General features: G+C 72.0%; 12 protein-coding genes. 4 read left to right on the top strand and 8 right to left on the bottom strand.

Translation table 11 applies throughout. The features are described 5' to 3' along the window. Positions 1–60 precede the first annotated feature (60 nt). Positions 61–423: a tyrosinase family oxidase copper chaperone gene (locus AC4IJH_RS12240; protein WP_490851653.1), complete on the top strand. Its 363-nt coding sequence runs from the start codon at positions 61–63 to the stop codon at positions 421–423. A 562-nt stretch (positions 424–985) separates the two neighbouring features. Here AC4IJH_RS12240 and AC4IJH_RS12235 read toward each other — a convergent pair. Then, a complete protein-coding gene (locus tag AC4IJH_RS12235) occupies positions 986–1594 on the bottom strand; it encodes a YqgE/AlgH family protein (protein ID WP_490851652.1) in 609 nt (202 codons plus the stop codon). A gap of 270 nt (positions 1595–1864) precedes the next feature. On the opposite strand from AC4IJH_RS12235, the gene murA reads away from it, so the two are divergent. After that, positions 1865–3202 carry a UDP-N-acetylglucosamine 1-carboxyvinyltransferase gene (murA, locus tag AC4IJH_RS12230; protein WP_490851651.1) on the top strand — a complete coding sequence of 446 codons (1338 nt, stop codon included), beginning with the start codon at positions 1865–1867 and terminating at the stop codon, positions 3200–3202. A 146-nt stretch (positions 3203–3348) separates the two neighbouring features. On the opposite strand, the gene AC4IJH_RS12225 is transcribed toward murA, so the two are convergent. Beyond that, positions 3349–4305: an endonuclease/exonuclease/phosphatase family protein gene (locus AC4IJH_RS12225; protein WP_490851650.1), complete on the bottom strand. Its 957-nt coding sequence runs from the start codon at positions 4303–4305 to the stop codon at positions 3349–3351. A 14-nt stretch (positions 4306–4319) separates the two neighbouring features. Then, complete coding sequence (locus tag AC4IJH_RS12220) at positions 4320–5732, bottom strand: extracellular solute-binding protein (RefSeq protein ID WP_490851728.1); 1413 nt, start codon at positions 5730–5732, stop codon at positions 4320–4322. Between the two features lie 514 nt (positions 5733–6246). On the opposite strand from AC4IJH_RS12220, the gene AC4IJH_RS12215 reads away from it, so the two are divergent. After that, positions 6247–7011, top strand: a complete 765-nt coding sequence (locus tag AC4IJH_RS12215; protein ID WP_490851649.1) for a GntR family transcriptional regulator — start codon at positions 6247–6249, stop codon at positions 7009–7011. A 45-nt stretch (positions 7012–7056) separates the two neighbouring features. Next, positions 7057–7725 carry an HAD family hydrolase gene (locus tag AC4IJH_RS12210; RefSeq protein WP_490851648.1) on the top strand — a complete coding sequence of 223 codons (669 nt, stop codon included), beginning with the start codon at positions 7057–7059 and terminating at the stop codon, positions 7723–7725. 52 nt (positions 7726–7777) lie between these two features. Here the strand turns inward: AC4IJH_RS12210 and AC4IJH_RS12205 are convergent, their stop codons facing one another. The 5 genes from AC4IJH_RS12205 to AC4IJH_RS12185 form a co-directional block, all read right to left on the bottom strand. Further along, positions 7778–8059, bottom strand: coding sequence for an HU family DNA-binding protein (locus tag AC4IJH_RS12205; protein WP_016645140.1), 282 nt, complete (start codon positions 8057–8059; stop codon positions 7778–7780). Positions 8060–8382: 323 nt separating this feature from the next. Beyond that, on the bottom strand, positions 8383–9816 hold the full coding sequence (locus AC4IJH_RS12200) for an NAD-dependent malic enzyme (protein WP_490851647.1): 1434 nt from the start codon (positions 9814–9816) through the stop codon (positions 8383–8385). 468 nt (positions 9817–10284) lie between these two features. Next, positions 10285–12708, bottom strand: a complete 2424-nt coding sequence (locus AC4IJH_RS12195; protein WP_490851646.1) for a HelD family protein — start codon at positions 12706–12708, stop codon at positions 10285–10287. Between the two features lie 129 nt (positions 12709–12837). Then, a complete protein-coding gene (locus tag AC4IJH_RS12190; RefSeq protein ID WP_490851645.1) occupies positions 12838–13593 on the bottom strand; it encodes an anti-sigma factor family protein in 756 nt (251 codons plus the stop codon). Continuing rightward, entirely contained in the window at positions 13590–14111 is a 522-nt protein-coding gene (locus tag AC4IJH_RS12185; RefSeq protein WP_490851644.1) for a sigma-70 family RNA polymerase sigma factor, read from the bottom strand. The genes AC4IJH_RS12190 and AC4IJH_RS12185 overlap by 4 nt, the downstream gene beginning before the upstream one ends. Positions 14112–14408: the final 297 nt, after the last annotated feature.

Below are 14408 nucleotides of genomic sequence, written 5' to 3'. Positions count from 1 at the left end.
GCGGGCCCGCTGAACGCTGTTCATCGCACGTAACTCCACGCGAAACCAGGGGGATCGAGGATGTCCGACCTCAGCCACCGCCGTCCGGGCGGCCGCGTTGCCGCTGCCGTCGCGGCTGCCGCCGTCATCATGCTGGCGGCTCCGGCCGCGCAGGCGTTCGCGGCCGACGCCGCACCCGTCGCCGCCGAGCAGCGCAGCGGCGTACCGGCGGCCTTCGACGAGATCTACCAGAGCCGTCACATCGTGGGGCATCCCACTCAGGACGGCGGCTTCGTGGCCTTCATCGACGGCAGGCAGCTGCACTTGCAGCCGTTCGCCGACGGCTCGTGGACCACCAACCTCAGCGCCTACGAGCAGTTCGCCACCCCGCTTGAGGCGACCCGCGCGGCCGTCGAGTACCTGCGCGGCGCGGATCCGACCTGACCTGGCCCGGCCTGATGTCGTTGCGGGCGGGGTTTCGGCGCTGGGTGCCGCCTCGCCCGCCGTGGCCGAGTTGATGCCCGTGCTGGGCTGCGCTGTCTGCGGGTGGGTGGGGTCGGGGCCGCGCCGGGGGGTGTCTCCTCGGTCGGCGCGCTTACCTCTCAGGCGAAGTGAGCCGGGAGTCGCGCCTGAATCTCTGCGGGGACACCCCCCGGCACGTCCCCGACCGGCCGGATGGCGGCTCTCCCCCGGCGGTCCCCTCCGACGCACAAGGCCCTTGCCTCTTCGTCTTGTTGGTCACCTCGGCGCACAAGTCGCGCCCGGAGTGGGTGTCCTTCTTTCCCTTACCCCCACTCGGGGGGAGCCGCCTTACCGGCCTGGTCGGGGACGCACCGGGGGGTGTCCCCGCAAGGCTTCAGGCGCGATTTCCGGTGCTCTGTTCTGTGAGAGGTGCACGCGCCGACCGAGGAGACACCCCCCGGGGCGGCCCCGACCCCACGACGAAACCTCAGGCGACCACCCGAAATACCCCACGCCCCCGCCGAAGGCGGCGCCGCGGGGGCCGTCAGTTGAGGGACGGGTCGTCGGGGTACGTCGCGACCATCGCGAGCTCGTTGCGCTGGCGTCGCAGGACGGAGCGCCAGAGCTGTTCGGGGTCGGGCGAGGAGACGTCACCCGGCTCGGACTCGACGACGTACCACGCGCCGTCGACCAGCTCGTCCTCCAGCTGGCCGGGGCCCCACCCCGCGTACCCGGCGAAGATGCGCAGGCTGCCGAGGACCGTGGCCAGGAGTTCGGGCGGGGCCTCCAGGTCGACCAGGCCGATCGCGCCGTGGACCCGGCGCCAGCCGATGGGGTCGCCCCGGCTCGGGAGGCCGCCCTCCTCGGGCGCCTCCGGCAGGTCCTCGGGGCCGCCCGGGACCACCGCCACCCCCAGCGCGGAGTCCAGGGAGACGGGCCCGCCCTGGAAGACGACCCCGGGCTCTCCGGCCAGGGAGGCCCAGGGCTCGAGGATGTCCCCGACGACCACCGGGGTCGGGCGGTTGAGGATCACGCCGAGGGAGCCCTCCTCGTCGTGGTCGAGGAGCAGCACCACCGCGCGGTCGAAATTCGGGTCGGCGAGCGCCGGTGTCGCGACGAGCAGCCGGCCTGTGAGCGAGGACACCTCGGTCATGGCCACATGATCCCGCACTTCGGGCCGCCGCGGGGAGTCAATGGCCGTAACCGGGCCAGAGCAGGGCAGGGCGTACGACGGCAGCACCGGCGCACGGACCGGCCCGCCGGAACGCGCGCCGGATCGCTCACGCGGTGTTCCCGGGGGCAAACGGAGCGTGTTGTGACAAAGCCATTACGTGGCCGAAGCCCGCTCTGCCCTACGGGCACCCCCTTTCGCCCCCTTACCATTTCTCCTTGGCCCCTGCCCGTCTCCAGGAACGCGAGATCCATGACCGACGACGTTTTGCTTGTCCACGGCGGCACCCCGCTGGAGGGCGAGATCAAGGTCCGCGGCGCGAAGAACCTCGTGCCCAAGGCCATGGTCGCCGCGCTGCTCGGCAGCGAGCCGAGCCGGCTGCGCAATGTGCCCGACATCCGTGACGTGCGGGTCGTGCGCGGGCTGCTGCAATTGCACGGCGTGACCGTACGGCCCGGCGAGGAGGCGGGCGAGCTGGTGCTGGACCCCTCCCACGTGGAGAGCGCGAACGTCGCCGACATCGACGCGCACGCCGGGTCCTCGCGTATCCCGATCCTGTTCTGCGGCCCGCTGCTGCACCGCCTGGGCCACGCCTTCATCCCGGGCCTGGGCGGCTGCGACATCGGCGGCCGGCCCGTCGACTTCCACTTCGACGTGCTGCGCCAGTTCGGCGCCACGATCGAAAAGCGCGCCGACGGCCAGTACCTGGAGGCGCCGCAGCGCCTGCGCGGCTGCAAGATCCGGCTGCCCTACCCGTCGGTCGGCTCGACCGAGCAGGTGCTGCTGACCGCCGTACTGGCGGAGGGCGTCACCGAGCTGTCGAACGCCGCCGTGGAGCCGGAGATCGAGGACCTGATCTGCGTGCTGCAGAAGATGGGCGCGATCATCTCCATGGATACGGACCGCACGATCCGTATCACCGGTGTGGACAAGCTCGGCGGGTACAACCACCGGGCGCTGCCGGACCGGCTGGAGGCCGCGTCCTGGGCGTCGGCGGCGCTGGCCACCGAGGGTCAGGTCTATGTCCGCGGTGCCTCGCAGCGCGAGATGATGACCTTCCTGAACACCTACCGCAAGGTCGGCGGTGCCTTCGAGGTCGACGACGAGGGCATCCGCTTCTGGCACCCGGGCGGCGAGCTGAACGCCATCGCCCTGGAGACCGATGTACACCCCGGTTTCCAGACCGACTGGCAGCAGCCGCTGGTGGTCGCCCTGACGCAGGCCTCGGGTCTGTCCATCGTCCACGAGACGGTGTACGAGTCCCGGCTCGGCTTCACCTCCGCGCTCAACCAGATGGGCGCGCACATCCAGCTCTACCGCGAGTGCCTGGGCGGCTCCGCCTGCCGGTTCGGCCAGCGCAACTTCCTGCACTCGGCGGTGGTGAGCGGGCCGACCAAGCTCCAGGGCGCGGATCTGGTCATCCCCGACCTGCGCGGCGGCTTCTCGTACCTGATCGCGGCGCTGGCCGCCCAGGGCACCTCCCGTGTCCACGGCATCGACCTGATCAACCGCGGCTACGAGAACTTCATGACCAAGCTGGTGGACCTCGGGGCGAATGTCGAGCTGCCGAACGGGGCGCTGAACCCCTGATCGGGCGGCGTCGCACAAGGTGCACTCCGGGCCTGTAGGGGGCGTGGGGAACTGCGCGACCAGCCACGACGTGCCCGCAGCGGGGTGCCGGGGCTGATGATGAAAGGGCGGCCGTCTGTGACGGCCGCCCTTTCGTGTGGGGTGGGTCAGGCCACCGTGAAGGTGGTCAGGACCGCGGCGTGGTCGGTGGGCCAGGCGTTGTTCTTGTGGTCGGGGGCCGGCTCGACCGTGCCGTCGACGAAGGCCGTGGAGTCCTTGACCTTCAGGGACTTGCCGGCGTAGTTGATGAAGTCGATGCGGTCCTGGGGCTCGGGGGCGCCGGTGGAGCCGTTGTGGCGGGGGTAGACCGGGGACCAGGTGGCGCCGGGGGCGGCGGCGGGGTCGGGGTGGGCGACGCGGTAGGAGTCGGTGAGGCCCGCGTCCTCGACGGTCTTGGTGGCGGGCCACTGGACGGGGCCGTAGCCGCAGTGCGCGGACTTGGTGGCGGCCGTCCAGTCCAGGTGGGAGGGCGAGTTGAAGTCGCCGACCAGGAGGACGGGGGTGCGGTCGGCGTCGGCGATCTTGGGGGCCAGGGCCTTGGCCAGCTCCTGGGCCTGGGGAGTGCGGCCGGACTCCGCCTCGCGCTGCATGATCTTGTCGACGGGCATCTTGTCGAAGCAGGCGTCGTAGGGGCCGTACGGGTCGTAGCCCAGGTGCGCGGACCACAGCTCGACCTCCTGGCCCGTCTTCTCGTCGATCCGGATGCGGACGCCCGCCGCGGCGCTGGTCGTCTCGGGCTTGCTCGTGATCGGGAAGCGGCTGATGACACCGAGGTCGTAGCCGGACTGGTAGAAGTGCCAGCCGAGCTTTTCGGCCAGATCCTTGGCGGTGTGGCCGGCGGTCTCCTGGAGGCCGACGACGTCGGGCCGGTGCTTCTTGATGACAGCGAGCTGCTTGTCCAGGGCGCCGTCGACGTTCTTGCCGCCGACCCACATGTTCATGGTCATCACGCGCAGTTGGGCGATCTCGCGCTGGGCGGGGGAGGCGGTGGCGGTCGCGGTGGTCGTGGTGGCGGCGGCCACCGCCACGGCCAGTCCGACGGCCAGACGTCGCTTGGTGATCACTTGGTGCTCACTCCTCAGGTGTCGATGCGCTCGGCTACCAGTACGGGGTTGTCGTGCGGGGTGATCGTGCAGCGTGCTCCCGGCGTCAGCTCCGCGGCCTCCCAGCTGGGCAGGTCGGCCTTGAAGGGGACTCCGGAGTCGGTGGTCAGGTGCAGGCGGGTGGTGGCGCCGAGGAAGGTGGCCACGCGTACGGTCGCCGGGGCGCCGTCCCCGTCGGCTCCGGCGCGTACGGCCAGGCCCTCGGGGCGCAGCAGGACGTCGACCTCGCCGGTGCCCGGTGCGGTGCCGTGGATGGGCAGGCGGCGGCCGAAGAGCTCGACCAGGCCGCCCTCGCGCACCGTTCCGGGGAGCCGGTTCATGGTGCCGACGAACTCGGCGACGAAGGGGGTGGCGGGGCGGTCGTACAACTCGCCCGGCGCGGCGCGCTGTTCGAGCCTGCCGTCCATCATCACGGCGACGCGGTCGGCCATCGACAGCGCCTCCTCCTGGTCGTGGGTGACAAACAGGGTGGTGATGCCCAGTTCGAGCTGGATGCGGCGGATCTCCTCGCGCAGGGTGAGGCGCACCTTGGCGTCGAGGGCGGACAGCGGCTCGTCCAGGAGGAGGACGCGGGGGCGTACGGCGAGCGCGCGGGCCAGGGCGACGCGCTGCTGCTGGCCGCCGGAGAGCTGATGGGGGTAGTGACCTGCCCGGCCGGGCAGGCCGACCAGGTCCAGCAACTCCCGTGCGCGCTCGGTGCGTTCGGCACGGGAGGCCTTGCGTACCCGCAGGCCGTAGGCGACGTTGTCGGCGGCCCTCATGTTGGGGAAGAGGCTGTAGGACTGGAAGACCATGCCGATGTCGCGGCGGTGGGCAGGGAGGGCGGTGACGTCCTCGCCGCCCATCAGCAGCTCGCGGGTCTCGCCCTTGCGGATGATGGCGGGCGAGGACTCCACGGGGACGAAGTTGCCGCGCTGCTTGAGCTTCCTGAAGAAGTCCAGGCCGGGCTGGACGTCGTCGAAGCCGCCGCCGCTGGCGAGCGCCGCGGCGAAGATCGCGGAGAAGGCGGAGGAGGACTCCGTCGGATTCCCGTTGAGCGCGATCTTGTTCTTGTACTCCGGCTGGAGCAGGTCGGCGAAGGTCTTGGGGCACTTGCTGACGGCCTTGGCGTCGCAGCCGATGGAGACATAGCCGCCGTAGTTGTTCAGGTACGAGCCGTCCGCCTGCTTCTGCGCGGCGGGGATGTCGTCCCAGCCCCGCACCTTGTACGGGACCAGCAGCCGCTTGCCCTTGGCGTTCTGCATGAACGCGGCGCCCAGGTCCAGGGCGTCCACGGCGCGGTCCTGGCCGCGGCGTTTGTCGGCGGCGCCGAGCGCGAGCTGGCTGGTGCCGCCGGGGTTCTCGTTGTTGACCTCGATGCCGTACTTCTTCTCGAAGGCCTTGATCATCTCGCCGTAGTTGGCCCAGGTGGGGGCGAGCGCGTAGACGTTGAGCCGCCCCTCTTTCTTGGCCGCCGCGACGAGGGCGTCCATGCCGCCGAGGTCGGCCGCCGAGCGCGCCTTGGCCTCCTTGCTGGTGACGGAGGCGGGAGCCCGGCCGCACCCGGCCGCCGTCACCGCCACGACAACGGCGGCGGACAGGGCCAGGACCCGGCGCGAGAGAGGCAGTCGGGGTGCCTTCACGATGTGAACTCCTGGGTCTTCGGCCGTCCACCTGTCTGGACAAGCCGCTAGTCAGTAAGCCCGGGAAAGCTCACAGCAAGATGTCCGCTAAACAAAGTCCAGAAGACATTAAAATCGCAGATCAAAAGCGTTATAAAGGGGAAGGTTTAGGGGGCGCGAGAGCGGTTGGGCGCAATACCTCGCACCCTGCGAAGATGCAGGGGGATGCGCGCAGGTGCCATGATCTGCCGACCCGCGGAGGACCGCGCGGAAGCGGTCATGACCTGGTGAGGAGCCCCCGTTGACCCGACGGCACCAGCACATCGCCGAGGCGCTGCGGCGCGCGATCGCCGACGGCGACTACCCGGTGGGGTGCGTACTGCCCTCCGAGGCGGAGCTGGCCGCCGCGCACGGCGTCTCGCGCGGCACCGTACGCCAGGCCGTGAGCGCCCTTCAGGCCGAGGGGCTGGTCGGCTCCCGCCAGGGCGCCCGCCGCGTCGTCCTGTCCACCGCGCCCAGCCAGAGCTTCACCGAGCTGCGCAGCTTCGCCCAGTGGGCGCGGGCGGGCGGGCATGTGCCCGGCGGTCTGGTCCTTCGCTCCGCCCGCGGCCGGGCGGACGCCGAGGAGGCGGCGCTGCTGCATCTGGCGCCGCACCAGGAGGTGCTGCGGGTGCTGCGGGTGCGCACCCTGGACGGCGATCCGGTCCTGCTGGAGCGCACCGTGTACGCGGGGTGGGCGGCGCCCGCCGTCGAGCGGCTGCCGGCCGACTGCGAGTCGGTCACCCAGGCCCTGCTGGACGCCGAGGGGCTCGTCTTCGCGCACGGCGAGCACCATCTGGACGCCGTCGCCGCGGGCACCGTGGACGCCCGCGAATTGCAGGTGCGACGGGGTAGTCCGTTGCTGCGGGTGCGCCGTACGACCACCACCGCCAAAGGCCGGCCGGTGGAGACCGCCGACGACCGCTACCGTCCCGGCGCCGTCGTCTTCACGGTCCGCAACTCCACGGCGGCCAACGCACTGGCCCGAACCGGAACCGAAGGACACGGCCCCCGCCCGGCCCCGTGACCCCGCCGTCCGCCCCTGATCCCGCCCTACCGAACGCGAGCCGTCATGCCCTCCCCCATGCTCCCCGCCGCCTTGCTCTGCGACATGGACGGCACCCTCGTCGACACCGAGCGCCAGTGGCTGGCCGCCGTCGCCGACCTGCTGCGCGCCCACGGCGCCCCGGCCAATGAGGCCGCGCTGGCGCCCTACGCGGGTGCCGCGATCGCCGACGCCGCCGAGCGCCTCGTACGCGACCTGGGGCCCGCCGGGCCGCTCACCCGCGCCGAGGCCGCCGTCCGCCTGGACCGGGACTTCACCGCCCTGGTGGCGGCCGGTGTACGGGTCCAGCCGGGCGCGCTGCGGCTGCTGGACCAGGCGGCTGCCCTGGGCGTCCCGGTGGCCCTGGTGACCGCCTCCGAGCGCCATGTGGCCGATCTTGTCCTCGGCGCCCTGGGCGAGGGCCGCTTCGCCGCGTCCGTGACCTCGGGCGAGGCCCCGCGCGGCAAGCCCCACCCGGACCCCTACCTGACCGCGGCGGCGGCGCTGGGCGTGGACGCGGCCGGCTGCCTGGCGGTGGAGGACACCCCCACCGGCGCCGCTGCCGCCCTGGCCGCCGGCTGCCGCCTGCTGGCCGTCCCCACGGTCCGGGGCATCTCCCCCGGCCCCCGGACGACCCTGGTCCCGTCCCTGGAGGCGGTGGACCTGACGGCCTTCCCCTTCGGGCGCGCTGCCTAGACACGCCGAAGGGCGGCCACCCCGAGGGGTGGCCGCCCTTCGTACAAGGTCTTTACTTGCCCTTGGCGGCTTCCTTGAGCTTGGAGCCCGCGGAGACCTTCACGCTGTAACCGGCCGGGATGTTGATCGGCTCGCCGGTCTGCGGGTTACGAGCGGTGCGAGCGGCACGGTGGGTGCGCTCGAAGGTCAGGAAGCCGGGGATGGTGACCTTCTCGTCGCCCTTGGCGACGATCTCGCCGACGGTCTCGGCGAAGGCGGCCAGAACGGCGTCGGCGTCCTTGCGGGTCACCTCGGCGCGGTCGGCCAGAGCGGCCACCAGCTCACTGCGGTTCATGTTTGTACTCCCGTGTTCTTCTTGCCAATGAGGCGTGAGATCGAAGCCGATGCTGCCAGGGCCCTCGGACAGTCCCCGGACCCGGGTCTGCTGCCAGACCCTCGCGCCCGGGTACGCATCCTGCCCCCACCTGCGGCGGTAAAGCCAATCCGGCACCCTGGAGGGTCACACGAAAAGCGCCACTGCCTCGTCGTGGTGACGTCCGTGGAGACACTCCGCACCGCGTTGTTCGGGGCCTGACCCCGCCCCACAGGGCTGCGGCCGTTTGCTGCCCGCCACCCTATGGGGGCCTTGAGGGCCCGGTGTCACGCGACGCGCCGTACTCAGGCCGTCGTGGCGGCCGTCACAGCCGCACCGGCGGCCTTCGCGGCCTCGCGGACCGCACCGGCCACCGCACCCGCGACCTTCTCGTTGAAGACGCTGGGGACGATGTAGTTCGCGTTGAGCTCGTCGTCGTGCACGACGTCGGCCAGCGCGCCGGCCGCGGCCAGCATCATCTCGGTGTTGACCGTACGCGACTGGGCGTCCAGCAGGCCACGGAAGACGCCCGGGAAGACCAGCACGTTGTTGATCTGGTTGGGGAAGTCCGAGCGCCCGGTGGCCACCACGGCGGCGGTCTGGCGGGCGATCGCCGGGTCGACCTCGGGGTCGGGGTTGGCGAGTGCGAACACAATCGCGCCGTCGGCCATCTTGGCCACGTCCTCGCCGTCCAGGACGTTGGGGGCCGAGACGCCGATGAAGACGTCCGCGCCGACCACGGCCTCCTTGAGGGTGCCGGTGACGCCCTCGGGGTTGGTGTTGTCGGCGATCCAGCGCAGCGCCGAGTCGGGGTCGGCGTCCACCAGGTCGGGGCGCGCGCAGTGCACCACGCCGTGGATGTCGGCGACGACGGCGTGCTGGACGCCGGCCGCGATCAGCAGCTTGAGGATGGCCGTACCGGCGGCGCCCGCGCCGGACATCACGACCCGTACGTCCTCGATCTTCTTGCCCACCACGCGCAGCGCGTTGGTCAGCGCGGCGAGCACGACGATGGCGGTGCCGTGCTGGTCGTCGTGGAAGACGGGGATGTCCAGGGCCTCGCGCAGCCGGGCCTCGATCTCGAAGCAGCGCGGCGCGGAGATGTCCTCCAGGTTGATGCCCGCGAAGCCGGGGGCGATCGCCTTGACGATCTCCACGATCGCGTCGGAGTCCTGGGTGTCCAGGCAGATCGGCCAGGCGTCGATGCCCGCGAAGCGCTTGAAGAGGGCCGCCTTGCCCTCCATGACGGGCAGCGCGGCCTTGGGGCCGATGTTGCCGAGGCCCAGGACCGCGGAGCCGTCGGTGACCACGGCGACGCTGTTGCGCTTGATGGTCAGGCGGCGGGCGTCCTCGGGGTTGTCCGCGATGGCCTGGCACACGCGGGCCACGCCGGGGGTGTAGACCATGGAGAGGTCGTCACGGTTGCGGATGGGGTGCTTGGACGACATCTCGATCTTGCCGCCGAGGTGCATCAGGAACGTACGGTCGGAGACCTTGCCCAGCGAGATCCCCTCGATGCCGCGCAGCTTCTCGACGATCTCGTTGGCGTGCGCGGTGGAGGTCGCGGCGATGGTGACGTCGATACGGAGCTTTTCGTGGCCGGAGGCGGTCACGTCGAGGCCGGTGACGGACCCTCCGGAGGACTCCACGGCCGTGGTGAGCTGGCTGACCGCGGTACCGCTCGCGGGAACTTCCAGCCGCACCGTCATCGAGTACGAGACGCTAGGCGCCGTTGCCATGGCCGACTTCCTCTGCTTTCCCTTGTTCTTCTCTGCGCGGCTCCGGCCGCGGCCAAGGGACCGAAGCCCGGAGCACGTTGTCCGATCGTCCCACCTACCAGCCGGTACACGGTAACCAGCCCTGTTATTCGGAAAGACTCTTCCACCATACGAGAGGGAGTCGGCTCCTGGATAGCCCCCGCCCCTTCGCCGGAAACCCCATGAAAAGGGTTCAACTCCGAGAAGGGGTACGGATTCACCGCCCAGGGGCGCAGAGGGCCGCAAACGGAACAGGTCCGCGTCGTCAGCTGACGACGCGGACCTGTTCACGGTGCTTGAGGTGGCACCGACCCGCCATGCTCGCCTCGCGGCAAGTGGTCGCTCGTAGCGACGATGGTTGGGCCCGGGGGCTTGGATCGAGCCGGTGCCACCACCAAGGCTAACAAACCATCCCCCGAAGCGAATCCCGTCCCGCACAGTCCTGGAAGTTCAGTCCCGCAGCAGGTCGGGGACCCCCTCGCCGTCCGGCTCGTCGCGCTCGCCGGAGAGCACGGTCAGCTGCTGGGTGGCGCGGGTCAGCGCGACGTAGAGCACCCGCAGCCCGGCCGGGGACTCGTCGGCGATCTCGGCGGGCGAGACCACCAGCGTCGCGTCGTACTCCAGGCCCTTGGCCTCCAGGGAGCCCAGCGCCACCACCCGGTCGCCGAGCCCGGCCAGCCAGCGGCGGGCCTCCTCGCGGCGGTTCATCGCCACGACCACGCCGACCGTGCCGTCCACCTGGGCGAGCAGGTGCGCGGCCTCGGCGCGTACGGCGTCCGGCAGACCGCTCTTGTCCTCCACTACGGCGAACCTGGGCTCAAGTCCCGTGGAGCGGACCGCCTTGGGGGACTGCATGCCGGGCATGGCCAGGGCCAGCACCTTGGCGGCGAGGTCCGCGATCTCGGCGGGGTTGCGGTAGTTGACGGTGAGCGTGAAGCGGCGGCGCGGGCGGGTGCCCAGCGCCTCGTCGCGCGCGAGGGCGGCCTCGTCCGGGTCGGACCAGGAGGACTGCGCGGCGTCGCCCACCACCGTCCAGGTGGCGTGCCGGCCGCGGCGGCCGACCATGCGCCACTGCATGGGGGTCAGGTCCTGCGCCTCGTCCACGATGACGTGCGCGTAGTCGGTGCGCTCCTCCTCCAGGCGCTCGCGCCTGCTGCGGCCACCGGAGTTGCGGTCCGCGTACGTGGTCAGCTCCTCCAGGCCGGTGAGCTGGTCCAGCGGGTCGGCCTCGCGGCGGCGGGCCGGGCGCGGCGGGGCGCCCAGCACCAGCTGGAGCTCGTCCAGCAGGGCGACGTCGTGGACCGACAGGGGGCCCTGTCCGCCCTCGCCCAGCCGCCGCAGGGAGCGCGCCAGTTGGCGTACCTCGCGGGGGGTCAGGACCCGGCGTGCCCAGCGGCCCAGGCGGCGCTCGTCGGCCATGGCGGCCAGCACCCCGCGCGGGGTGAGCTCGGGCCACCAGGCGGCGAGGAAGGCGATGAAGTCGGGCTCGGTGGTGATGTCCTCGTCGAAGGCCTGGCGCGCCTCGGCGAGCAGCTCCGGGTCGGTGTAGCGGCGCCCCGCACCGGACTTGGACCACAGGGCGTCCAGGATCAGGCGGCGGGCGCGCGGGCGCAGGAGGTTGATGGGGGCCGTACCGCTGAGGGCGTTGTTGCGGATACGGCCCAGCTCCTGGGCGCTCAGCTCGACGCGGGCGCCGAAGGCCACCACGCGCAGCCGCTCGGGCGGGCCCGCGGGGGCGGCTTCCTCCTCGCCGAAGGCGAGTTGGCCCTCCGGCGCCGACGCGGCGGCGGGTGCGCTCGGCTCCGCCAGTTCCAGCGCGCCGCGGGCGGCCTTGCGCAGCAGCTTCTGCATGCGCGCCGAGCCCTTGATCCGGGCGACGGCGGGCGGGTCGTACGCGGTGGCCTCGGCGCCCTCCACCAGGGAACCCAGCGCCCGGATGGCGACCTGGCCCTCCTCGCCGAGCGAGGGCAGTACGCCCTCGGTGTAGGCGACCAGGAGGGGGGTCGGGGAGACGATGAGGATGCCGCCGGAGTAGCGGCGGCGGTCCTGGTAGAGGAGGTAGGCGGCGCGGTGCAGGGCGACCGCGGTCTTGCCGGTGCCGGGGCCGCCCTCGACCTCGGTGACGGAGGCGGCGGGGGCCCGGATGACCAGGTCCTGCTCGGCCTGGATGGAGGAGACGATGTCGCGCATGGAGTGGCTGCGGGCCCGGCCCAGCGCGGCCATCAGCGCGCCGTCGCCGATGGCGGGCAGCTCCTGGCCGTCGAGCGTCGCGGTGACCTCCGGGCGCATCAGGTCGTCCTCGACGCCGAGCACCTTGCGGCCCTTGGAGCGGATGACGCGGCGGCGTACGACCCGGCCCGGCGCCACGGGGGTGGCGCGGTAGAAGGGCGCGGCGGCGGGCGCGCGCCAGTCGATGACCAGCGGGCTGTAGTCGGCGTCCAGGACGCCCAGGCGCCCGATGTGCAGGGTCTCGGCGATCTCGGCGCGGTTGTCGACGACGACGCCTTCGGCCGGTTCGACGGAGGTGTACGCGCCGTCCGGGCCCCGCTCGCCGTCCTTGCCCAAAAGGAGGTCGATCCGGCCGAAGAGGAAGTCCTCGTACTCGGAATTGAGGCGGTTGAGATGGACACCGGCCTGGAAGACCTGGGCGTCGCGTTCGGCGAGCGCGCCGGGCGTGCCGACCTGGCCGCGCTTGGCGGCGTCGTCCATCAGGAACTCGGCCTCGTGGATCTTCTCCTCGAGTCGCCGGTAGACGCGGTCCAGGTGCGTCTGCTCGGCTCCGATCTCGCGCTCGCGTGTGCCGTGCGGCACGGCGTCGCCGCCGGAATCCGATGCGTGCTGCTCCGGCGCGTGCGTGGCGTTCTGCGCGGCCACCCAGGCCCCCTTCTGCTGTGCGTAGGGCAGCCGTCAACCGTACGCGAAGCAAGGCATCCGCGCACCTGTCGTGACGTGGGACATCAGGGACGCGAGCGGCGGGCGCGGCCCGGCGGGCGGCCCGGCGGGTCAGGTCTTGACGGTCGCCAGGCGCCTGCCGTCGAGCGTGCGGACCTCGAAGCGGTCGATGTCGCCGCGGTTCATGGCGGCGCCGCCGTGGGCGTACAGGGGCTCCCGGTTCCACTTGGAGGTGGCCGAGGCGCCGGTGATGCCGTACCCGGACGCGGGGACGGCCCAGGTGGTCACGGTCTGCTCGGCGCCGTTCTTGCCGACGGCGATCAGGTCGCAGGTCAGCGGGCCCTTGACGTTGCCGAGCCGCAGGGCGACATGGGTGCCCCAGGGCTTGGGCTCCAGGGAGACGTTGGCGGCGACCTCGGTGACGGGGTCGACGGTGCCGCGGAGCTTGTCGCCGTCCTCGTACATCTGCCGGGCCATCGACTCGAAGCTGCGGTGGTGGCCCTCGGGGGACGAGAGGAGCGCGGCGGTGGCCAGCGGGCCGCCGACGACGAGCGCGGCGGCCGCGGCGACGAGGTAGCGGCGGCGCCGGCGGCGGGTGCGCCGGGCGGTGTCCGCCTCTTCGAGCAGGCCGGCCAGGACCTGGGGCCGGGGCGCGGGGTCCGCGGTCAGCGTCTCCTGGTCGGGGGCGGAGTCCTTGAACTCGGCGAGGAGGGGGGCAAGGCCCATCAGGTCCTCCAGTTCGGCGGCGCACCGCTCGCACGCGAGGAGGTGGTCCTCGAAGCGGGTCGCTTCGTCGGCGTCCAGGACGCCGAGCGCGTAGGCGCCGACGTCGCTGTGCTGCATCGGCGGTGTTGGCTGCTGCGTCACGCCGTCACTCCTCGTTCCTCTAGCGAGAGCTTCATGGAGCGCAGTGCGTAAAAGACGCGGGACCGTACGGTCCCGGCCGGTACCCGCAGCGCTTGTGCCGCCTCGCTGACCGTACGTCCCTTGAAATAGGTCTCGATCAGAGCCTCTCGGTGGGCCTGGCTGAGATCGCCCAGCGCGTCGGAGATCGTCATCAGGCGCAGGGCCCGGTCGATCTCGTCGGAGGCGGGCATGGACTCCAAGGGTGCTGCGTCCACCTCCTGGGGTCTGGCCTGGCGGCTGCGGTGACTGTCGATGACGATGCGGCGGGCAACGGTCACCAGCCAGGGGCGTACGGATCCGGTCGCGTGCCGCAGCTGCTCGGCGTTGCGCCAGGCGCGCAGCAGGGTTTCCTGGACCACGTCCTCGGCCCGGTGGCGGTCCCCCGCCACCAGGCGCAGCACGAAAGCGAGCAGCGGGCCCGCGTGCTCGTCGTACAGGGCCCGCATCAGCTCCTCGTCGGGTGTCGTCCGTTCGGCCACGACGGCATCCTTGCGCACCCCAACTCCCCGGTCGATAGGGCGGATTGAACATCCAGGTCGGCTTTCTGATCGGTTTCCGGTCCGGGCTCGGGGCCCTTTGCCCTCTCTACGCACCGGGACCGCTCCGCGACTCAACGCCCGCCGGACTTTCCCCGGGGGCGGGCGGCGGGCGCGGGCGCCTTACGGATCCACCGGGCGCCGCGTTCAGCCCGGCCCCTGTGAGGCAGGCCTCATCCGGCGGCTGAACGGGGCGGGCGGCGGGCCGCGTACTGCTGCCCGACATAGCCGGTGCAGGGG

Source organism: Streptomyces sp. UF-297 (genome assembly GCF_058245575.1).
This window is presented reverse-complemented; position numbering and strand designations above follow the sequence as displayed.